This window comes from Duganella sp. Root336D2 (assembly GCF_001425005.1).
GTDB lineage: Bacteria > Pseudomonadota > Gammaproteobacteria > Burkholderiales > Burkholderiaceae_D > Rugamonas.
Map to the genome: position 1 here is coordinate 82,460 of NZ_LMDB01000012.1, position 19,940 is coordinate 102,399.

Sequence of the window (19,940 nt, forward strand, 5' to 3'; positions counted from 1 at the left end):
CATGGACGTTGGAACCTACCGTCACGGGATCAAGGCCTATACGCCTTTTTTCCTCCGCCTTTACGATTTCCTGGTGATCGGGATCTTCACCCGCATCTTCTGGAAATGCGAAGGGCGGCATTACATCGGGATCTACCGGCGCCACGCCGGGCAGCGCCACGCCGATATCGGCGTGGGCACCGGTTATTTCCTGGACCATGCCGGGCTTGACGAAAGCAGGCAGCAGATCGCCCTGGTCGACTTGAACCGGAACTGCCTGCGCCACGCTGCGCAGCGCCTGCAGCGTTTTGCGCCGGAATGCCATGTGCGCAATGCCTTCGAACCGATCGCCATCGGGCACAAGGTGGACTCGATCTGCATCGGCGGCCTGATTCACTGCGCACCGGGAACGATGCAGGAAAAGGGCCGGATTTTCGACGCCATCGCGCCTCTGTGCGGGCCTGGGACGACGCTGTTCGGCTACACGCTGCTTGGCAAGGGCGCCCCCATGTCGTGGTACGCCAGGGCCTTGATGGGCTTCATGAACCGGCTGCAGGTGGTCAACAACCGCGGCGACTCGCTGCAATCACTGCAGGCCGAACTTTCACAACGATTCAGCCAGGTCGAAGTCTGGCTGGTCGGATGCAACGCTTTCTTCACTGCCAAAAACCATAGGGGTGCTACAAAATGAATATCGCTCAAACGGAACGCATCATCGATGCCGACATCGCGGAAGTATGGGAAAAGGTGTGTTTTTATGAGGAGGTGAAAGGCCGGCCCAACTGGTTCCTGCGCTGGGCCCTGCCATTGCCGGTGAGGACGGTCGGCGATCACAAGACGGTCGGCACGCTATGCCGCTGCGAGTACGGGGACCAGCAGTTCATCCTGAAGCGCATCACCAGGTCGAGCCACAATGCGGCGCTTGAATTCAGCGTGACGCAGGCTAGCGAGCAGTTCCAGCGGCATCTGGCGCTGCTGGGCGGCAGCATCTACCTGTCCCGCCTGCCGGACGGGCGCACGCTGGTGAGCATGGCGACCAGCTATGCGCCGAAAGGCGCGGACAATATGCTGCGGCGCTTCCTGGTGGACCAGGTGATCCGGTCGATGCACCGCTTTGTGATGGGGGACATGGCGAACAGCATCCGCCATGCCCGCAAGGCTCAACCGGCCAACTGCTGACGCACGCGCGCAATTGCGCTGCGCACCTGGTTCGGCGCGGTACCGCCGATATGGTCGCGTGCCGCCACCGAGCCTTCCAAGGTCAGCACTGCAAACACATCCTCGCCCACCAGCGGCGAGAACGCGCGCAGTTGCTCCAGCGACATCTGCGCCAGGTCGATCTTCAGGTCATCGCAAGCACGCACCGCATGCGCCACGGCCTCGTGCGCATCGCGGAACGGCAGGCCTTTCTTCACCAGGTAGTCGGCCAGGTCGGTCGCGGTGGCATAGCCCTGCAACGCCGCCGAACGCATCGCTTCCGGCTTGACGGTAATGCCGCCTGCCATGTCGGCGAAAATGCGCAGGGTATCGACCACGGTATCGACGGTGTCGAACAGCGGCTCTTTGTCTTCCTGGTTGTCCTTGTTGTAAGCCAGCGGCTGGCCCTTCATCAGGGTCAGGAGGCCCATCAGGTGGCCGTAGACGCGGCCGGTCTTGCCGCGCGCCAGTTCCGGCACGTCCGGGTTCTTCTTCTGCGGCATGATCGAGGAGCCGGTGCAGAAGCGGTCGGCGATGTCGATAAAGCCAACCCGTGGGCTCATCCAGATGATCAGTTCTTCCGACATGCGCGACACGTGCATCATCAGCAGCGAGGCCGCTGCGGTGAATTCGATCGCGAAGTCGCGGTCCGAGACGGCATCCAGCGAGTTGTGGCAGACGTCGTCGAAGCCCAGGGTCTTGGCCACGCGCAGGCGGTCGATCGGGAAGGTGGTGCCGGCCAGTGCGGCGGCGCCCAGCGGCAGGCGGTTGACACGCTTGCGGCAATCCTGCATGCGCTCGACGTCGCGGCCGAACATTTCAACGTAAGCCAGCATATGGTGGCCGAAGGTGATCGGCTGCGCTACCTGCATGTGGGTGAAGCCCGGCAGGATCACGCCGGCGTTCTTCTCCGCCAGGTCGACCAGGGCGCCGCGCAGCTGCTGCAGCAGGCCGCTGATGTCGTCGATGGCAGAGCGCACGTAGAGGCGGATATCGGTGGCCACCTGGTCGTTGCGGGAGCGGCCGGTGTGCAGGCGCTTGCCGGCGTCGCCAACCAGTTCGGTCAGGCGTTTTTCGATATTCAGGTGCACGTCTTCCAGGTCCAGCTGCCATTCGAACTGGCCGCCGTCGATTTCGGCGCTGACCTGGGCCAGGCCCTTCTGGATCGCGGCCAGGTCGGCGGCCGGAATGATGCCTTGCGCTGCCAGCATGTCGGCGTGGGCCAGGGAACCCTGGATGTCGGCCTTGGCCATGCGCTTGTCAAAAAACACCGAGGCGGTGTAACGTTTCACGAGGTCGGAAACAGGTTCGGAGAAACGAGCGGACCAGGCTTCCGCCTTCTTGGAGAATTGATCTGTCATAGTGGCTTTGCGGTGAGATTTGCACGAGAAATTCAAACGATTATAAATTAGTAGGAGAGTCAATGAAGAAGTTAGCAAGTTTGCTACTGTTGGTGCTGGCCAGCGGTAGCGCGTTCGCGCAGGGCGCGCGGGCGTCCGATGCGGCATCGGTGGACAGCATCGTGGCGGCCCTGTACGACAGCATTTCCGGCCCGGCCGGCAAGGCGCGCGACTGGGAGCGCCTGCGTTCCCTGTTCCGCAGCGATGGCCGCATGGTGGTGCATAGCACGGGCAAGGATGGCGCGCACAACACCCGCGTACTGTCGCTGGAAGACTACATCACCCGCGTGACGCCGGTTTTTGCAAAGGAGGGCTTCTACGAATCCGAACTGGCGCGCAAGGGTGAGGAATTTGGACAGATTGCCCAGGTTTTCAGTACCTATGAGGCGCGCCATGCGCCGTCGGAACAGCCTTTTGTACGCGGCATCAACTCGATCCAGCTGGTGAACGACGGCAAACGGTGGTGGATTTCGCAACTCCTGTGGCAGCCGGAAGGCGAAAAGACCCCGCTGCCGGAGCGCTACCTGAAGCCGCAATAAACAAAGTGTGCACGGACGCGCGATAGGGTTTTACTCCGCCGTTGCGTCCGGCTACACTGATGGAAAGGTGTTACCCAGATGTCTAGCAGCGATGCCAGCGAGCAAGCTGAACAGGAGGCCATCGTGAAGCTGCACTCCCCCGCCGGCCTGGCCCGTTTGGGCCTGGCTTTGCTAGCCGCATGCGGCCTTCCGATCCATGCCCGCGAAGCGCCGCCCAGGAATCCCGTTCCTGCCCGCACCAGCACCACGCCGCCGGACGCGCCGGCCAAACCTCCCACTGCACCGCCCTTGACGCCGCCGCTGCCCGATACGGCCGCCCCGGTGCGCATCGTGGCCGGCGCCAGTGCGACCGTCAGCGGCGGATCGGCAGCCATCGCGCCTTCGCCCGTAGCGGCCCACCAAGGCTCGCTGGTCATCATTGGCGGCGGCCTGCGCGGCGATAATGCGGATGTGTGGCAGCGCGTTGTGAAACTGGCTGGCGGCAAGGGTTCGCGCATTGCGGTCTTTCCTTCCGCTGCGGGCAATCCGGAACGTTCGGCCCAGACCATCATCGGCTACCTGCGCAAGTGGGGCGCGGATGCCTTCCTGGTGCCCGTTGCCGTGCGCCTGGCAGGCAGCGATTACAAGAAGAACGCGGACGATGCGGCGCTGGCCAGGAGAATCCGGGAATCGGACGGCGTCTACTTCGCCGGCGGCGACCAGGGACGCATCACCAAAGCACTGCTGCGCGAAGACGGCACCCAGACTGCAGTGCTGGAAGCGGTGTGGGACGTGTACCGCCGCGGCGGCGTCGTTGCGGGTTCCTCTGCCGGTGCCGCCATCATGAGCAGCACCATGTTCGCCAACCCGAAGGCAATCCTTTCCATGCTGCAGACCGGTATCGCGGATGGCCGTGAACTGGGGCCGGGCCTGGGCTTCATCGGCGACGACGTATTCGTGGACCAGCACTTGCTGGTGCGCGGGCGCTTTGCGCGCATGATCCCGGCCATGCTGGCCAAGGGTTACCAGATCGGCCTTGGCATCGACGAAGACAGCGCCATGGTGGTGAATGCGCAACGTGAAGTGGAAATCATCGGCTACAAGGGCGCTTTGCTGATCGACCTGTCGCGGGCCGAATGGGACAGGGAGGCGCCGCACTTCGGGGTGCGCAATGCCGTGATCAGCTATCTCGACCGGGGCGACAAGTTCAATATCGGCACCCACATGTTCCTGCCGTCCAACGACAAGGCCGGCGGGCGTATCGACCCTACCCGCACGCTGGGCCGGGGGGCAGTGTTCAGCAACGACGTGCTGGGCAACAACGCCGTGATCGACCTGATGGAGCGCCTGATCGACAGCAACCAGGAAGAGGCGATCGGCATTGCCAGCGGCAACCCGCGCGCCAGCGGCACCGAGCTTGGTTTCGAGTTCCGCTTCACCAAGACGGCCGATACGGTGGGCTATGTTTCCAGCGTGGCTGAGGCGTATTCGGTGCTGAATATCCGCCTCGATATCCGGCCTATCGAAATCACGCGGCCGCTATATAAATATAAATGAAGATCTGAATCCGGCGCGGCATCCGCCGCGTATATGCCATGGCAAGCAACCACACGGGAGGAAACCATGGCACCCATCAAGCAAGCTGCTGTCCAGTTAGCCCTGCTGTCGGCCCTGGCGCCGTCGGCGCAGGCGTCCAGTCACCGCGAAGCACCATTCATCACGCGCGAACCCAAGGTCGACGGCACGGACTTCTATATGTTCCGCAGCTACGAACCGGGGCGCGGGCAATTCGTGACCCTGATCGCCAATTACGTGCCTTTGCAGGATGCATATGGCGGCCCGAACTTCTTCACCATGGATCCCGATGCGCTATACGAAATCCATATCGATAACAATGGCGATGCGCGGGAAGACCTGACGTTCCAGTTCCGCTTTACCAACACGTTCAAAAACGCCGCGTTCATGGTGGGCGGCAAGAAGGTGCCGATTCCGCTGGTGATCAACGGCGGGCCGATTAACGACGTCAATGCGGCCGGACTGAATGTGCGCGAGACATACACGGTGGACGTGGTGCGCGGCGAGCGGCGCAGCACGCGCCAGCCGGTGCGCATGGCCGGCAACGGCGCCACGGTGTTCGACAAGCCGATCGACAATATCGGCAACAAATCGATTCCCGATTACGCGGGGTATGCGGGCAAGCATGTGTACAGCGTGAATATTCCGGGTTGTGCGGTACCGGCGCGCATGTTTGTCGGGCAGCGCAAGGATTCGTTCGTGGTCAACCTGGGCGAGACCTTCGACCTGATCAACATCAAGGCGCCGGCGGTGGAATTCCTCGCCAACGCGGAGAAGAATGCGCGCGACGACCTGGACGACAAGAACGTGACTTCCATCGAACTGGAAGTGGCGGCGTCGTGCCTGACATCCGGTACGGAGCCGGTGATCGGCGGCTGGACCACGGCCAGCTTGCGCCAGGGCCGTTTGATCAATCCCAGCGGCGGCTCGAAGGAGGGCGGGGCGTGGACCCAGGTGTCGCGGCTCGGCATGCCGCTGGTGAACGAGGTGGTGATCGGCTTGAAGGACAAAGACCGCTTCAACCACAGCAAGCCGGCGCAGGATGGCCAGTTCGCAGACTACGTCACCAACCCGACCTTGCCGGCGCTGGTGGAGGTATTGTTCGGCAGCGCCGGCGCCAAAGCGCCCACCAACTTCCCGCGCAACGACCTGGTGACTACCTTCCTTACCGGCGTGCCTGGATTGAACCAGCCGGCGCGCGTGAAGGCTTCCGAGATGCTGCGACTGAATACCTTGATTGCGCCGCTTGCGAAGGGCGCGCAGAAGCGGCTGGGTGTGATCGACGGCGACAACGCGGGTTTCCCCAATGGGCGCAGGCCGGGCGATGACGTGGTGGATATCGCCTTGCGCGTGGTGATGGGTAAGCTGTGCACACTGAATATCGGCTGCGCGCCGAGCGATGCGCCGGCGGGTGCGATTCGCTTCACCGACGGGGCATACCTGGACGACAGCTATTTCAGTGCCGGCTTCCCATACCTGCAGACACCGATTGCCGGCTCGCCGCAGCAATAGGAGGGCGCGATCATGAAACGTTCATGTCTTGTGTTTGCGGCCGCGTTGATGGCTGGCTGCGGTGGCGGCGGTGGCGGGGCCACGCCGGCGATGCCACTGCCCGACCCGGTGCCGGTTGCGTCGCCTGGGGATACTTTTACCTCCGCGCTGGTTGCGCTGGTCCGCAGTTCTCCCGAGAACACCGAGCCGGTCGACATTGATGGCGCGGCGCTGGCCCTGCCAGAAGGCAGCGAGCCGGTGGCGGTGGAGTGAGGTCTGCCATGAAGGGCGCAGCCTTCACGCCGGCGAAGGCCGCCGCATCGGCCGTCGCTGCCATCGCGGCCATGGCGCTGCCGCTGCCAGGCATGGCGGCGCCGTTCGTGCCGCAATCCGGGACCGAGGTCCTGGAAACGCTGCCGCGCCGAAGCGATGCGCCTGATGCTGCCTTGCGCCGCCAGCGTGCACGGTTGGCTGCTGCACCGCGCGATCCGGCGCTTGCCGCCGAGACCGCGCGGCGATATATCGAGCTTGGACGTGCTGCGGGCGACCCGCGCTATTTGGGTTACGCGCAAGCGGCCTTGGCTCCCTGGTGGGCTGACGCTGCTCCGCCTGTGCCGGTGTTGCTGCTGCGGGCAACGCTGCTGCAATCCAGCCACCGCTTTGCGGAAGCAATGCGCGACCTGGACGCCGTCACGCGCGCAGATCCTGGCAATGCCCAGGCGTGGCTGACGCTGGCGACTGTGCAGGTCGTCCGCGGAGACTATTCCGCCGCCGTGCGCAGTTGCGGGCGGCTGTCGTCAGTAGCCAGTCAATTTGCCAGCCTGACCTGCCTGGCCAACGCACGTGCAGCCAGCGGACAACTTGCAGCCAGCGAACGCCTGCTGGCCCTGGCTGTCTCGCGTGAGGGCCGGGGCGCGACCGATACCGGCTTGCATACTTGGGCCCTGACCTTGCTCGGCGAACTGGCAGCCAGGCGCGGGGATGCCGCGCGCGCCGAAGGCAGCTTCCGCCAGGCGCTTATCCTGGCGCCGGGAGACAGCTACCTGCTTGGCGCTTATGCGGACCTGCTGCTGGACCTGGGGCGCAATGCGGAAGTGCAGGCGCTGCTGCGCGGCCACCTGCGCATTGACGGCCTGCTGCTGCGGCATACGATTGCAGCGAGAACCGTGGTGCATGCCTCCGCGCCGGCAGCAGCGGGCGCCATCGCCGAGCTGCAAGCGCGCTTCGAGGCGGCCGCACGCCGTGGCGATGCCATCCATCAGCGCGAGCAGGCTCGCTTCGAGCTGTATTTGCGCCACAACGCGCGCGCGGCGCTGGAACTCGCTCTGGCCAATTGGCAAGTGCAGAAGGAGCCTGCCGACCTGCGTATCCTGCTTGAAGCGGCGCTCGCCGCGCGCGATCCCGCGGCAGCGCGCCATGCACTTGCCTGGCGCCGCCGGCAAGGCCTTGAGGACAGCAAGATCGCTTCGCTGGCACGCCGGCTCGAGGGAGGCAGCATATGATCACCATGCAGATCGCTGCGCGCAAGCTGGCCGCACTGTTCTTCCTGCCTTTGCTGCTCGATGCCGGCGCGGCCCATGCGCACAAGCCGAGCGACAGCTACCTTGCGTTGCATGTGACGGCAGCGAGCGAGGCTTCGCGCGGGCGGCAGTTTATCGAAGGACGCTGGGACATCGCATTGCGCGATCTCGACTTCGCCATTGGCCTCGATGCCGATGGCGACGGCCAGCTGACCTGGGACGAGGTCCGCTCGCGTCACGCCGGGATCGCGGCCTACGCCATGCCGCGCCTTGTCCTGGCCCAGGGCTGCCGGCTGCGCGTCACAGGCCAGCAGGTCGACCGCCACACCGACGGCGCCTACACCGTCCTGCTGCTGCAAGGCGAGTGCGAGCCCGGCACCACCTTCGCCATTGATTACCAACTGTTTGCCGACCTCGATGCCCAGCACCGCGGTATGTCCAGCATCATGCTCAACGGCCGCACGCAAACGGCCGTGCTGGGCGGTGTCCACACGCGCTTCGTCGCCGGCGCTGGCGAGGGCAGCGCGTGGCGCCAGGCCATCGACTACCTGCGCCACGGTATCTGGCACATCTGGACCGGCTACGACCACATCCTGTTCCTGCTTTCACTGTTGCTGCCAGCCGTGCTGGGGAAAGGATGGCGGGCCGCGGGCGCGCAGGTGCTGCGCGTCGTCACCGCGTTCACACTGGCCCACTCGGTCACGCTCTCGCTCGCGACGTTGCAAGTGGTCGCGTTGCCAAGCCGGCTGATCGAATCCGCCATTGCAGCCTCGGTTGCAATCGCAGCGCTGAACAACCTCTGGCCACTGGTGCAAGGCAAGCGCTGGCTGGCCGCCTTCGCATTCGGCCTGTTGCACGGCTTCGGATTTGCAGGCGTGCTGGGCGACCTGGGTTTGCCAAAAGAAGCGACGGTACTCGCGCTGGCGGCGTTCAACATCGGCGTCGAACTGGGACAACTGGCAATCGTTGCAGCCTTCGTCCCGCTGGCTTACGCCATGCGCAGCACATGGGCCTACAAACAGCTGATGGTGAAGGGCGGTTCGGCCGCCATTGCCCTGTTGGCGATGGTGTGGCTCGTCGATCGAGCCACGGTTTGATTACATGGCCCGCACCCACGGGCCCTTATACAGCACCGGCCCGGTCGGCCCGTTCGGATCTGGCGATCCGCCGCGCGGCTCCAGGGAAATCGCCAGCACCTCAATATCGTCGCCGACGGCACCCGACGCCAGCGAGAAAGTCGCGCGCCCCTCGCTGCCAAGCACCCCCAGCGAACGCGGCGAACCTTTTTTCGGAATCGCCCACAACTGCAGGGAGCGGTCGACCGGCACGGGAGCGCCGCCAACGATATGGACTTGCAGCAGCCGCTTGCTGGTATCCGCTTTCACCAGCAGCGCGGGCTGCGCTTGCTGGTCCGTCAAGGTTGCGACCAGGTCGTACGAAGGCCCACGCAAATGCTGCAAGCCGATTGCCACCACCAGGGCGGCAGCTAAAGCAGCGGATAAGGTCCCGAGCCCGAAGCCGCGCCAGAAATGCCAGCTGCTGCGTTCGGGCTTCAGGTGTAATCGCATTTCGATATTGCGCCAGACTTGAGGAGATGGTTCCTGCGCACGCACGAATTCGTGCATCGGCAGCAAGCGGCGTTCCCATTCCTTGACCAGCATGCGCAAAGCGGCGTCGCCGTACATCAAGGCCTCGAAACGACGCCGCGCTCCGCCGCGCAAGTTGCCCAGCACGTACTCGGAGGCCAGCTTGTCGCGCAAGGCGTCATTGCCACGGGTATTCATGGCGCATCTCCTTGCGACAGGCAAAGCTTGAGTTTTTCCATGCCGCGCCGGATCCAGGTCTTGACTGTGCCGACCGGCAGCGACATGCGCTGTGCCACCTCGGTGTGCGACAAGTCGTGGAAGAAGGCGAGGCCAATTGCCAGCCTGTGCAGGCCTTCCAGGTGCGCCATGCAAGCGGACAGTGCGCGTGCGTCGCTGCTCATTTCACTCGCCTCGGCGGGCGAAATGGTGTATTCGTCGCGAACTGCTTCATGGTCCAATTCCACCGTATCGTCCGTGCGGCGCAGGATGTCCAGCGCCTTGTTGCGGACTATGGCGGCCATCCACGTCAGTGGCGCCGCCTGGCCGGCCTCGTAATGCGGCGCTGCGTGCCAGATCGACACAAAGCCTTCCTGCAGCGCCTCTTCGGCCAATTCCCGCTGACGTAATATACGCATGGCAAAGCCAAACAGTTTCGGCGCGGCTGCATCATAAAGCGCGCGAAAAGCCGCAGCGTCCTGGCGGCCTGCTGCAGCCAGCCAGGTTCTTAGCTGTTCGGGTTCGATAGGCATGGGGCCATCTTATGCCTGGCTTTGGGGCCGGTCTACTGTATTCCGCAAAGCAAAGCTACAATAGCCGCCACCAAAACCACACTGGAGACTTCATGTCGTACCTGAATCGACTGCTGGCGGGAGCGGCGCTCAGCACCGCGGCCGGCCTTGCGCTGGCGGCACAACCGGCAACCGTGCGCCTTGACTATATGCATACGGGTAACGCGCTAAACGAAAGTTATGCGATCGAACAAGTTGTGATCGAGCCGCTGCCATGGCCGGGCGATATGTCCAAGACGATCGACACCACCAACCGTGGCGTGAACAAGCTCGAAGTGGCGGATGCCAAGACCGGCAAGGTGCTGTATACCCGCACCTTCTCCACCATTTTCGTCGAGTGGAAGTCGACCGAGGAAGCGGCCAAGCTGTCGCGCGGTTTCCATGAATCGGTGCGTTTCCCCAAGCCGGACCGCCCGGTCAAGGTGCGCATCCTGAAGCGCGACGAGCGTAATGAATTCTCCGTGGCGTGGAGCGTGGACGTCGATACCGATGCGATGGACGTGGTACGCAGGCAGGATGTGGCGCCTGCCAAGCCGATCCCGATCCGCGTCAATGGGCCGAGCGAGAAGAAGGTAGACTTGCTGATCCTGGGCGACGGCTATACCAAGGCCGATATGGCCAAGTTCGAAGACCGAGCGCGCAAGCTGTCCGACTACCTGTTCACCGTTTCGCCGTTCAAGGAGCGCGCCAAGGACTTCAATGTGTGGGCAATGGCGGTGCCGACCCAGGAGTCGGGCGTTTCGCGCCCTTCGACCAACACCCATCATGCGTCGAAGCTGGGCACCCGCTATGACATCTTCGGCAGCGAACGTTATGTGCTGACCATTGATAACCGCGCGCTGCGCGAGATTGCGCAGCATGCGCCGTACGAGTTTATCGAAATCCTGGTGAATAACGACACTTACGGCGGTGGCGGCATCTACGGCCAATTCAGCACTGCGGCGGCGGATAACGATTGGGCGAAATACCTGTTCGTGCACGAATTCGGCCACCACTTTGCAGGCCTTGCGGATGAGTATTACACCTCGCCGGTGGCTTATGCGACCGGCGGTGCACGCATGGAGCCTTGGGAGCCGAATGTGACGGCGCTGCTGGATCCAGCCAATGTGAAGTGGAAGAAGTTTGTGACGCCGGGGGCTGCCTTGCCGACGGCGTGGCCGAAGGCGGAGTACGAGGCGCACTCTCGCGAGTACCAGAAGATCCGCGCGCAACTGCGCAAGGATAATCGTCCGGAGTCGGAGATGAGCAAACTGTTCAAGGAGGATCTTGCCTGGACCAATGCGCTGTTCTCGAAGGCGCCGAATCGCAAAGCGGTGGGGGCTTTTGAGGGCGCTAACTATGAGGCGACCGGCTACTACCGTTCGCAGCAGCAGTGCTTGATGTTTGACCGCAGCGAGGAGTTTTGCGCGGTTTGCAGCGAGGCGGTGCAGGAGACGATCGACCTGTACGCGCCGCGCTAAACCGGCCTGCGGCCGACGCATCCCGGTGTCTGACCCTGCGGGTCAGACACCGTTCTGCCGGTTTTAGGTGTTCGGCGCCAACCCGGTAGGCTTGATCCGCACCGGCATCGGCTTACCCTTGCGCGCACGCTTGCCAAAGTGCGGCGCCAGGGCCGTCGGCCCCATGCGGTCTTCCTTCGTCTTCTGCGCATTGCCGATCCCCAGCACGGTGACACCCTTGTCGGTGATCGCGCAAGCAGCAACCAGCTTCTCCTTGTCGGCCAGATCCATCAGGATCACGCCACGGCCACCGTTGGACAGCACCTTCATTTCGTCCATGCCGAACACCAGCAGGTTCGATTTCTCGGAAATGACCGCCACCGCGCTCGCGCCATCGGCAACGATGGTCGGCGGCAGCGGTTTGTCACCCTCGTCCAGCGTGATGAAGGATTTGCCGCCCTTCAGTCGCGACACCATATCGCCAGCCTTGGCGATAAAGCCGTATCCCGCGTCGGACGCCAGCAGCAGCTGCTTGTCGCCATTGCCCGCGAAGTAGTGCAGCAGGCGTGCACCGCCCGACAGGTCCACCAAGGTGGTAATCGGCACGCCGTCGCCGCGTGCGTTAGGCAGCGCGGCTACCGGCACGGAGTACACCTTGCCGTTGTCGCCGAAGCCCAGCAGGGTATCCACCGTGCGGCATTCGAACGCGCCATACAGCGAGTCGCCCGCCTTGAAGGTGAACTGCGCCGGATCGTGGCCGATGCCGGTACGCGCGCGCACCCAGCCTTTTTCGGAAATGATCACGGTCACCGGTTCGTCGACGACCTTCTGTTCGGCGACAGCCTTCTGCGCTTCCTCGATCAGGGTGCGGCGCGCGTCGCCGTAGGTCTTGGCGTCGCCGTCGATCTCCTTGATGACCAGGCGGCGCAAGGTGGACGGATTTTCCAGGATATCCAGCAGACCTTCGCGCTCCTTGCGCAGCTCGGCCAACTGTTGTTCGATCTTGATCGCTTCCAGGCGCGCCAATTGGCGCAGGCGGATTTCCAGGATATCTTCCGCCTGGAGGTCCGACAGCTTGAAGCGCTCGATCAGCGCCGCCTTCGGCTCGTCCGAATTACGGATGATGGCGATCACTTCATCGATGTTCAGCAGGACGATCTGGCGGCCTTCCAGGATATGGATGCGCTCATCGACCTTGTTCAGTTTGAACTGGGTACGGCGCGTCACGGTGGCGAAGCGGAACTCGATCCACTCGCCCAGGATATCGCTGATGCCCTTCTGGCGCGGACGGCCGTCGCCGCCGATCATCACCAGGTTCATCGAAGCCGAAGTCTCCAGCGAGGTATGCGCCAGCAACATGTGCATGAACTCAGTCTGGTTCTGGTTCTTCGACTTTGGCTCGAATACCAGGCGCACCGCAGCCTCGCGGCCCGATTCATCGCGCACCTTATCCAGTTGGCCCAGCAGCAGGCCTTTCAGCGCCACCTGCTCCGGCGACAAGGCTTTCTTGCCCAGCTTGACTTTCGGATTGGTCAGTTCTTCAATCTCTTCCAGCACCTTCTGGCTTGAAGTGCCCGGCGGCAGCTCGTACACCACCGCCTGCCACTGGCCACGCGCCAGTTCTTCGATCTTCCAGCGCGCGCGCACCTTCATCGAACCGCGGCCGGACGCGTACATATCGTCCAGCTGCGCACGTGGGGTGATCAATTGGCCACCGCCCGGGAAATCCGGGCCAGGGATCAGTTCCATCAGTTCCGCGTGGGTGAGCTTCGGGTTACGGATCATCGCCACCGCGGCTTTTGCCACCTCGGTCAGGTTGTGCGAAGGGATCTCGGTCGCCAGGCCCACTGCGATACCGGAGGCGCCGTTCAGCAGCACCATCGGCAGGCGTGCCGGCAGCAGGGCCGGTTCTTCGTACGAACCGTCGTAGTTCGGGACGAAGTCCACGGTGCCTTCGTCGATTTCGTCCAGCAGCAGGCGAGAAATCGGGGTCAAACGGGCTTCGGTGTATCGCATTGCCGCCGCGCCGTCGCCGTCGCGCGAGCCGAAGTTACCCTGGCCGTCGATCAGCGGGTAGCGCAGCGAGAAGTCCTGCGCCATGCGCACCAGCGCGTCGTACACCGACTGGTCGCCGTGCGGGTGCAGCTTACCCAGTACGTCGCCGACCACGGTGGCGGACTTGCGCGGCTTGGCAGTCGGGCCCAGGCCCAGTTCATTCATCGAGTACAGGATGCGGCGCTGCACCGGCTTCTGGCCGTCGCACACGTCCGGCAGGGCGCGGCCCTTGACCACGGAAATGGCGTAATCCAGGTAGGCGCGCTCGGCAAAGGTCGACAGGGTCAGCGATTCGCCGCCGTCGTCACCGCCATTGCCGCCGCTTGGCGGCAGCTCAGGGGTTGGTTCGTCAAAGAGGTTTGCTTGAGTCATGTTCGATACGTGTATTAGATGTCTGCTTCAACTTCGTTGCCGTGTTCTTCGATCCATGCGCGGCGGGCGGCGGCTTCGCCTTTGCCCATCAGCATATTGAAGCGCGAGGACGAGTAGCTGTGGTCGAAATCGCCCAGCGACACAGGCAGCAGGCGGCGGGTGTCCGGATTCATGGTGGTCTCCCACAGCTGCTCGGCGTTCATCTCGCCCAGGCCCTTGAAGCGGGAAATGGTCCAGGAGCCTTCTTTCAGGCCATCCTTGCGCAGCTTGTCTTCGATGGCCACCAGTTCGCCGTCGTCCAGCGCGTACAGCTTCTGGATCGGCTTCTTGCCGCGTGCCGGTGCGTCGACGCGGTACAGCGGCGGACGGGCGATGCAGATATTGCCGTTCTCGATAAGTTTCGGGAAATGGCGGAAGAACAGGGTAAGCAACAGCACCTGGATGTGGGAGCCGTCGACGTCCGCATCGGAGAGGATGCAGATTTTGCCGTAGCGCAGGCCGGACAAATCAGGCGTATCGCCATGGTGGTGCGGATCGACGCCGATCGCCACCGCGATGTCGTGGATCTCGTTGTTGGCGAACAGGCGGTCCTTGTCGGTCTCCCAGGAGTTCAGCACCTTGCCGCGCAGCGGCAGGATGGCCTGGAATTCCTTGTCGCGGCCCATCTTGGCCGAACCGCCCGCCGAATCGCCCTCCACCAGGAAGATTTCAGTGCGTGCCGTATCGTCCGATTCGCAATCGGTCAGCTTGCCCGGCAATACAGCCACGCCGGAAGACTTCTTCTTCTCGACCTTCTGCGCCGAACGCAGGCGCGATTGCGCTTGCTTGATGACCAGTTCCGCCAGCTTCTTGCCATAGTCGATGTGCTGGTTCAGCCACAGTTCCAGCGCAGGCTTGGAGAAGGTGGACACCAGGCGCACCGCATCGCGCGAGTTCAGGCGCTCCTTGATCTGGCCCTGGAATTGCGGGTCCAGGACCTTGGCCGACAGCACGAAGGAAGCGCGTGCAAATACGTCTTCCGGCAGCAGCTTCACGCCCTTTGGCAGCAGCGAGTGCAGTTCGACGAAGTTCTTCATCGCGCCGAACAGGCCTTCGCGCAGGCCCGATTCGTGGGTGCCGCCGTTCGGAGTAGGGATCAGGTTGACGTAGGACTCGCGCACCACGGCGCCTTCTTCGGTCCACGCCACCACCCACGAAGCGCCTTCGCCTTCGGCAAAGCCTTCCGCGTCAGGGGTGGCGAATTGCTCGCCCTCGAACAGGGGGATCAGCGTTTCGCCGCCGGAGGTGGTTTGCGCCAGTTGTTCGTTCAGGTAGCCGCGCAGGCCGTCCTTGTACATCCAGGTCTGCTCGTCGCCGTTCTTGGCGTTTTTCAGCGTGACGGTCACACCAGGCAACAGCACGGCTTTGGAACGCAGCAGGCGTTGCAGCTCGACCTGGGAGATCAGCGGCGAGTCGAAATACTTCGCATCCGGCCAGGCTGTGACGCGGGTACCGGACTTCTTGCCGTCTTTCGGCGCAGGTTCCGAGCGCAGCGGTTCCACCAGGTCGCCGTTTTCGAAGGCGAGATTGTGGAAACCATTGCCGGCGTCGTCTTTTCGCCACACTGCGATTTCCAGGCGTTTGGACAGCGCATTGGTGACCGAAACGCCGACGCCGTGCAGGCCGCCCGAGAAGGCGTAGGCGCCGCCCGAGCCTTTATCGAACTTGCCGCCCGCGTGCAGGCGGGTAAAGACGATTTCCACCGTCGGCACGTTTTCTTCAGGATGCAAGCCGACCGGAATACCACGGCCGTCGTCTTCGACGCTGATGGAACCGTCCGCATTCTGCGTCACGATAATGTTTTTGCAATGACCGCCCAATGCTTCATCGGAGGCATTGTCGATCACCTCCTGGATGATGTGCAGCGGGTTCTCGGTGCGGGTGTACATACCCGGGCGCTGCTTGACGGGCTCCAGTCCTTTGAGGACGCGGATGGATGATTCGCTGTAGTCGGAAACTGGTTTTTTAGTGGCCATACGTGTTATTGGTAATGCAAAGTGCTGTGATTATATACAGTATTTTCCGCTTTGACGGATCGCATGCTTGCGCATTCTATCCGCAACGGCCGGTGGCGCAAGGGAATCGCAGCGGTAAAATGGGTTTATGACCACAGATCGGCGCCCGTTCGCAGTCAGGCTGGTTGGCTTCCCGCCGGAAGCCGGGCACGCGCTCGCGCATGGCCTGTCCAGGGCACCGGCCGAGGGGCCGTCGTATCTTTGCCTGTCCGAAGACAGCCTGCAGGACCCCGATATCTATCTCGCCAACGGCACCGAATTGAAAGCCCTGGCCGTCATCGCATCGTTGGCTGCAGGCGACATCCGCCCGGCGCTGGTGCTGGGCACGACCGGCGTGCTGCTGCCCTACCCGAACCTGCCGCTGCCGGTGCAGTGGAGCGCCATGTACGCCGAGTTGGCACGCCTGGTCGAGCGCCGTGCAGAAGTGTTGGCCGGCCTGTCGGCTTCCGTCGATTCGCTGGTACCCGAGCGCCGGCGCCGCGAACGGCTCGACCTGGACCTGACCGACCCCACGGTTTATGAAAAGATGCGCAAGCCGCGGCGGGAAGGGGCAGTGCTGTGCGTGGACGCCAATGCGCATTTCAGCGAGCAGCTGGGCCAATCGCTGAAACAGTTCGGCACCGCGGTATTGTGGGCGGTGGACGGCGTGGCTGCGCTGGCGATCTGCCGCCAGCGGCCGGTTGCCGTGGTGCTGGTCGACTTTGCCGCACCCATCCTCGACCACTACCTGCTGTGCGCCCAACTGCGCGCAGAAGAGACGCATCCCGAAGTGGTTTTCCTGGTGCAGTCCGCCCATGATTACGACCTCACCCGAGGCCGCGCCGCCGGCGCCGCAGGCATGCTCAATAAGCCGCTGGCCGAGCACCAGGCGCAGGCCGTGCTGCGCAAATTCATGCGGCTGTGAAAATGTCCACCTTGGGGTCAGGAACGAAAGTGGATGTATGAAGAACGTAATCTTCCTGGCTGCTGCGATGCTTGAAAGTCGGGGTCAGCTCCGGCAATCAGACACGGCCTCAGCCGCGCAGCGGCTGAGGCCGTGTCTGATTGCCGGAGCTGACCCCGACTTTTATTTTGAGAGCATGCGCATGGCGCGTTCGAGGCCCTCGATCGTGATGGGGAACATGCGGTTCTGCATGATCTGGCGGATCACGGAAATCGATTGGCGGTATTGCCACAGGCCTTCGGGCTCGGGGTTGAGCCAGATGAACTTGGGGAAGTGGGACGTGAAGCGGCCCAGCCATTCGGCGCCGGCTTCTTCGTTGTTGTATTCGACCGAGCCGCCGGGCTGCAGCACTTCGTAGGGACTCATGGTGGCGTCGCCGACGAAAATCAGTTTCGTGTCGGGCGGGTATTTGCGCAGCACGTCCCAGGTGGCGAAGCGCTCGGCGTTGCGGCGGCGGTTGCTGCGCCACAGGTAGTCGTATACGCAGTTGTGGAAGTAGTAGAACTCCATGTTCTTGAACTCGGTCTTGGCGGCCGAGAACAGTTCTTCTGCGCGTTCGATATGGTCGTCCATCGTGCCGCCGACGTCCATCAGCATCAGCACCTTGACGTTGTTCTTGCGCTCGGGCTGCATCTTGATGTCGAGGTAGCCGGCGTTGTTGGCGGTGGCGCGGATGGTCTGCTCCAGCGCCAGTTCTTCCGCCACGCCCTGGCGCGCGAATTTGCGCAGGCGGCGCAGGGCGACCTTGATGTTGCGGGTGCCCAGTTCGCGCTCGCCGTCGTAGTCCTTGTACGTGCGCTGTTCCCACACTTTGACTGCGGTGCGGTTGCCGCCTTTGCCGCCGATGCGGATGCCTTCCGGATTGGTGCCGCCGTTGCCGAACGGGGAGGTGCCGCCGCTGCCGATCCACTTGTTGCCGCCTTCGTGGCGCTCTTTCTGCTCTTTCAGCAGTTCGTTGAGGCGGTCCATCAGCTTGTCGTAACCGAACTTTTCCAGCGCGGCGATCTGCTCGGGCGTGAGTTCGCGCTTCATGCGCTGCAGCAGCCAGTCGAGCGGGATCTCCCTGGTGGTGTCGAAGACGGCGTTGATGCCTTTGAAGTACTGGCCGAAGGCGCGGTCGAACTTGTCGTAGTTGGCTTCGTCCTTAACAAGGCACAGGCGGCTCATGTAATAGAAGTCGTCCAGCGAGGGTTCCAGCACCTGCTTTTGCATGGCTTCCAGCAGGGTGAGGAATTCCTTGATCGTGACCGGGATCCTGGCGTCTTTCAGGGTGAAGAAGAAGTCGATCAGCATGCCGCCTCCCGCCGTGCCAGCAGGTAGCGCAATTGCGCCTTCACTTCCGGCCATTCGCCGCGCACGATGCTGTACATGACCGTGTCGCGCACGGTGCCATCGCGGCGCACAGCGTGGTGGCGGATCACGCCGTCCTTCTTCGCGCCCAGGCGTTCGATGGCGGCCTGCGAGGCGTGATTGAAGTTATCGGTGCGGAAGCCGGCCACGGCGCAGCCCAGCGTTTCGAAGGCGTGCGTCAGGAGCAGCAGCTTGCAGCTGGTGTTGACATGGGTGCGCTGCACGCTGCGGCGGTACCAGGTGTAGCCGATTTCAATGCGGTCGATGGCGGGCACAATGTCGTGGTAGCTGGTGGTGCCCAGTACCTGGCCGCTGGCCGTGTCAACCACGGCGAAGGCGAGGCGGGACGGGCGCATTTCCAGCGCGGCGGCGATGTAGGCTTCCACCTTGTCCGGTTCCGGCACGGAGGTGATGCGCAGCTTCCACAGCTCGCCATCCTGGGCGGCTTCGCGCAGGGCGGCGGCATGTTGCGGGCCGAGCGGCTCCAGGCGCAGGCCGTTGGCTTCCAGCGTGACCGGGGCTGGTGCGTCCATCAGCGGTTGGTCCTTGACATGAATACCAGGCGTTCGAACAGGCTCACGTCCTGCTCGTTCTTCAGCAGGGCGCCGTGCAGCGGCGGCACGGCGGCTTTCTGGTCCTTGCCGCGCAAAACTTCGGGCGGAATGTCTTCTGCCATCAGGAGCTTCAGCCAGTCGAGGAATTCGCTGGTCGAAGGCTTCTTCTTCAGGCCCGGCACGTCGCGCACTTCGTAAAAGGTTTGCAGCGCGGTAGCCAGCAGGTCCTGCTTCAGGTGCGGGTAGTGGACTTTGACGATGGCTTCCATCGTGTCCTTGTCCGGGAACTTGATGTAGTGGAAGAAGCAGCGGCGCAGGAAGGCGTCCGGCAGCTCCTTTTCGTTATTCGAGGTGATGATGACCAGCGGCCGGTGCTTGGCGGTCACCATTTCGCGCGTCTCGTAGACGTAGAACTCCATGCGGTCCAGTTCGCGCAGCAGGTCGTTCGGGAATTCGATGTCGGCCTTGTCGATCTCGTCGATCAGCAGTACCACCGGTTCCGGCGCGGTGAAGGCTTGCCACAGCACGCCTTTGACGATGTAGTTGTGGATGTCGCGCACGCGCTCATCGCCCAGTTGGGAGTCGCGCAGGCGCGATACGGCGTCGTATTCGTACAGGCCCTGCTGAGCCTTGGTGGTGGATTTGATATGCCACTGCATCAGCGGCATATCGAGTGCGGCAGCGACTTCTTCGGCCAGCATGGTCTTGCCGGTGCCCGGCTCGCCTTTGATCAGCAAGGGGCGCTGCAGGGTCAGGGCGGCGTTGACGGCCAGTTTCAGGTCACTGGTGGCGACGTAGTTGTCGGAACCTTCAAATCGTTGCGGTGCGTGCATATATAAACTTCCGGAAGAGGATATCACCGGAAGTATATGCCAGAGCCGCTTTCGGAGGGGGGGGGGCGGTGCGGGAATGTTTGATGCAAATGAAATAACGTCTATTTATTGCATTGCAAGTTATTTAATCGTCAATATAAATGTTTTGAATATATCGATATTGCCGGCAGCGGGTTTTCATGAAAATAGTGCATGGTCTCGGTTTTCCGATGGGCGGCATTCTTCATCTATCTTCGTCAAACGTTGGCCAATTGCTGCTAAATATCGGAACACGTCGAAGAATTGC

General features: G+C 62.9%; 18 protein-coding genes. 10 read left to right on the forward strand and 8 right to left on the reverse strand.

Features of this window, described 5'->3' with window-relative positions:
- Position 1: 1 nt before the first annotated feature.
- The gene (locus tag ASD07_RS10485) at positions 2-670 is read left to right on the forward strand and encodes a class I SAM-dependent methyltransferase (protein WP_055929130.1); all 669 of its coding nucleotides are present in this window, start codon (positions 2-4) and stop codon (positions 668-670) included.
- On the forward strand, positions 667-1,158 hold the full coding sequence (locus tag ASD07_RS10490; RefSeq protein WP_055929133.1) for a hypothetical protein: 492 nt from the start codon (positions 667-669) through the stop codon (positions 1,156-1,158). The genes ASD07_RS10485 and ASD07_RS10490 overlap by 4 nt, the downstream gene beginning before the upstream one ends.
- Here ASD07_RS10490 and argH read toward each other — a convergent pair.
- Positions 1,140-2,537 (reverse strand): argininosuccinate lyase, encoded by a 1,398-nt coding sequence (gene argH / locus ASD07_RS10495; protein ID WP_055929136.1) that lies wholly within the window; start codon positions 2,535-2,537, stop codon positions 1,140-1,142. The two genes, ASD07_RS10490 and argH, sit on opposite strands and share 19 nt — an antisense overlap.
- 62 nt (positions 2,538-2,599) lie before the next feature.
- Between argH and ASD07_RS10500 the strand changes: the two genes are divergently transcribed.
- The 6 genes from ASD07_RS10500 (at position 2,600) to ASD07_RS10525 (ending at position 8,777) form a co-directional block, all read left to right on the forward strand.
- Entirely contained in the window at positions 2,600-3,115 is a 516-nt protein-coding gene (locus tag ASD07_RS10500) for a hypothetical protein (RefSeq protein ID WP_229207115.1), read from the forward strand.
- A 78-nt stretch (positions 3,116-3,193) separates the two neighbouring features.
- The gene (locus ASD07_RS10505; protein ID WP_082507254.1) at positions 3,194-4,651 is read left to right on the forward strand and encodes a cyanophycinase; all 1,458 of its coding nucleotides are present in this window, start codon (positions 3,194-3,196) and stop codon (positions 4,649-4,651) included.
- A gap of 66 nt (positions 4,652-4,717) precedes the next feature.
- Entirely contained in the window at positions 4,718-6,181 is a 1,464-nt protein-coding gene (locus tag ASD07_RS10510; protein ID WP_055929139.1) for a DUF4331 domain-containing protein, read from the forward strand.
- Positions 6,182-6,193: 12 nt separating this feature from the next.
- A complete protein-coding gene (locus ASD07_RS10515) occupies positions 6,194-6,433 on the forward strand; it encodes a hypothetical protein (RefSeq protein WP_156397963.1) in 240 nt (79 codons plus the stop codon).
- 8 nt (positions 6,434-6,441) lie between these two features.
- Complete coding sequence (locus tag ASD07_RS10520; protein ID WP_229207116.1) at positions 6,442-7,662, forward strand: tetratricopeptide repeat protein; 1,221 nt, start codon at positions 6,442-6,444, stop codon at positions 7,660-7,662.
- On the forward strand, positions 7,659-8,777 hold the full coding sequence (locus ASD07_RS10525) for a HupE/UreJ family protein (RefSeq protein WP_307143893.1): 1,119 nt from the start codon (positions 7,659-7,661) through the stop codon (positions 8,775-8,777). Before ASD07_RS10520 ends, ASD07_RS10525 begins: the two co-directional genes overlap by 4 nt.
- Here the strand turns inward: ASD07_RS10525 and ASD07_RS10530 are convergent, their stop codons facing one another.
- Both ASD07_RS10530 and ASD07_RS10535 read right to left on the reverse strand, forming a co-directional pair.
- Positions 8,778-9,464, reverse strand: a complete 687-nt coding sequence (locus ASD07_RS10530) for an anti-sigma factor domain-containing protein (RefSeq protein ID WP_055929144.1) — start codon at positions 9,462-9,464, stop codon at positions 8,778-8,780.
- Entirely contained in the window at positions 9,461-10,015 is a 555-nt protein-coding gene (locus ASD07_RS10535) for a sigma-70 family RNA polymerase sigma factor (RefSeq protein ID WP_055929146.1), read from the reverse strand. Before ASD07_RS10535 ends, ASD07_RS10530 begins: the two co-directional genes overlap by 4 nt.
- Before the next feature lie 92 nt (positions 10,016-10,107).
- Between ASD07_RS10535 and ASD07_RS10540 the strand changes: the two genes are divergently transcribed.
- The gene (locus ASD07_RS10540; RefSeq protein WP_055929149.1) at positions 10,108-11,514 is read left to right on the forward strand and encodes an IgA Peptidase M64; all 1,407 of its coding nucleotides are present in this window, start codon (positions 10,108-10,110) and stop codon (positions 11,512-11,514) included.
- A 63-nt stretch (positions 11,515-11,577) separates the two neighbouring features.
- Here the strand turns inward: ASD07_RS10540 and parC are convergent, their stop codons facing one another.
- Both parC and ASD07_RS10550 read right to left on the reverse strand, forming a co-directional pair.
- Complete coding sequence (parC, locus tag ASD07_RS10545) at positions 11,578-13,920, reverse strand: DNA topoisomerase IV subunit A (protein ID WP_055929153.1); 2,343 nt, start codon at positions 13,918-13,920, stop codon at positions 11,578-11,580.
- A gap of 14 nt (positions 13,921-13,934) precedes the next feature.
- The gene (locus tag ASD07_RS10550; protein ID WP_055929156.1) at positions 13,935-15,935 is read right to left on the reverse strand and encodes a DNA topoisomerase IV subunit B; all 2,001 of its coding nucleotides are present in this window, start codon (positions 15,933-15,935) and stop codon (positions 13,935-13,937) included.
- Between the two features lie 127 nt (positions 15,936-16,062).
- Here ASD07_RS10550 and ASD07_RS10555 point away from each other — a divergent pair, with 127 nt between their 5' ends.
- The gene (locus ASD07_RS10555) at positions 16,063-16,878 is read left to right on the forward strand and encodes a two-component system response regulator (RefSeq protein ID WP_055929159.1); all 816 of its coding nucleotides are present in this window, start codon (positions 16,063-16,065) and stop codon (positions 16,876-16,878) included.
- Positions 16,879-17,040: 162 nt separating this feature from the next.
- Here ASD07_RS10555 and ASD07_RS10560 read toward each other — a convergent pair whose 3' ends face one another.
- The 3 genes from ASD07_RS10560 to ASD07_RS10570 are packed head-to-tail and all read right to left on the reverse strand — an operon-like array spanning position 17,041 to position 19,654.
- Positions 17,041-18,210: a VWA domain-containing protein gene (locus ASD07_RS10560; protein WP_055929161.1), complete on the reverse strand. Its 1,170-nt coding sequence runs from the start codon at positions 18,208-18,210 to the stop codon at positions 17,041-17,043.
- Entirely contained in the window at positions 18,204-18,800 is a 597-nt protein-coding gene (locus ASD07_RS10565) for a GNAT family N-acetyltransferase (protein ID WP_055929164.1), read from the reverse strand. The genes ASD07_RS10560 and ASD07_RS10565 overlap by 7 nt, the downstream gene beginning before the upstream one ends.
- Positions 18,800-19,654 carry a MoxR family ATPase gene (locus ASD07_RS10570; RefSeq protein ID WP_055929167.1) on the reverse strand — a complete coding sequence of 285 codons (855 nt, stop codon included), beginning with the start codon at positions 19,652-19,654 and terminating at the stop codon, positions 18,800-18,802. The genes ASD07_RS10565 and ASD07_RS10570 overlap by 1 nt, the downstream gene beginning before the upstream one ends.
- Positions 19,655-19,940: the final 286 nt, after the last annotated feature.

Bases quoted from the DNA above. Each gene is read 5' to 3' on its own strand.
- ASD07_RS10510 (WP_055929139.1), top strand. From the start codon at position 4,718: ATGGCACCCATCAAGCAAGCTGCTGTCCAGTTAGCCCTGCTGTCGGCC.
- ASD07_RS10525 (WP_307143893.1), top strand. From the start codon at position 7,659: ATGATCACCATGCAGATCGCTGCGCGCAAGCTGGCCGCACTGTTCTTC.
- ASD07_RS10490 (WP_055929133.1), top strand. From the start codon at position 667: ATGAATATCGCTCAAACGGAACGCATCATCGATGCCGACATCGCGGAA.
- ASD07_RS10520 (WP_229207116.1), top strand. From the start codon at position 6,442: ATGAAGGGCGCAGCCTTCACGCCGGCGAAGGCCGCCGCATCGGCCGTC.
- ASD07_RS10540 (WP_055929149.1), top strand. From the start codon at position 10,108: ATGTCGTACCTGAATCGACTGCTGGCGGGAGCGGCGCTCAGCACCGCG.
- ASD07_RS10505 (WP_082507254.1), top strand. From the start codon at position 3,194: ATGTCTAGCAGCGATGCCAGCGAGCAAGCTGAACAGGAGGCCATCGTG.
- ASD07_RS10550 (WP_055929156.1), bottom strand. From the start codon at position 15,935: ATGGCCACTAAAAAACCAGTTTCCGACTACAGCGAATCATCCATCCGC.
- ASD07_RS10570 (WP_055929167.1), bottom strand. From the start codon at position 19,654: ATGCACGCACCGCAACGATTTGAAGGTTCCGACAACTACGTCGCCACC.
- ASD07_RS10485 (WP_055929130.1), top strand. From the start codon at position 2: ATGGACGTTGGAACCTACCGTCACGGGATCAAGGCCTATACGCCTTTT.
- ASD07_RS10555 (WP_055929159.1), top strand. From the start codon at position 16,063: ATGACCACAGATCGGCGCCCGTTCGCAGTCAGGCTGGTTGGCTTCCCG.
- parC (WP_055929153.1), bottom strand. From the start codon at position 13,920: ATGACTCAAGCAAACCTCTTTGACGAACCAACCCCTGAGCTGCCGCCA.
- ASD07_RS10560 (WP_055929161.1), bottom strand. From the start codon at position 18,210: ATGCTGATCGACTTCTTCTTCACCCTGAAAGACGCCAGGATCCCGGTC.
- ASD07_RS10500 (WP_229207115.1), top strand. From the start codon at position 2,600: ATGAAGAAGTTAGCAAGTTTGCTACTGTTGGTGCTGGCCAGCGGTAGC.
- ASD07_RS10515 (WP_156397963.1), top strand. From the start codon at position 6,194: ATGAAACGTTCATGTCTTGTGTTTGCGGCCGCGTTGATGGCTGGCTGC.
- ASD07_RS10530 (WP_055929144.1), bottom strand. From the start codon at position 9,464: ATGAATACCCGTGGCAATGACGCCTTGCGCGACAAGCTGGCCTCCGAG.
- ASD07_RS10535 (WP_055929146.1), bottom strand. From the start codon at position 10,015: ATGCCTATCGAACCCGAACAGCTAAGAACCTGGCTGGCTGCAGCAGGC.
- ASD07_RS10565 (WP_055929164.1), bottom strand. From the start codon at position 18,800: ATGGACGCACCAGCCCCGGTCACGCTGGAAGCCAACGGCCTGCGCCTG.
- argH (WP_055929136.1), bottom strand. From the start codon at position 2,537: ATGACAGATCAATTCTCCAAGAAGGCGGAAGCCTGGTCCGCTCGTTTC.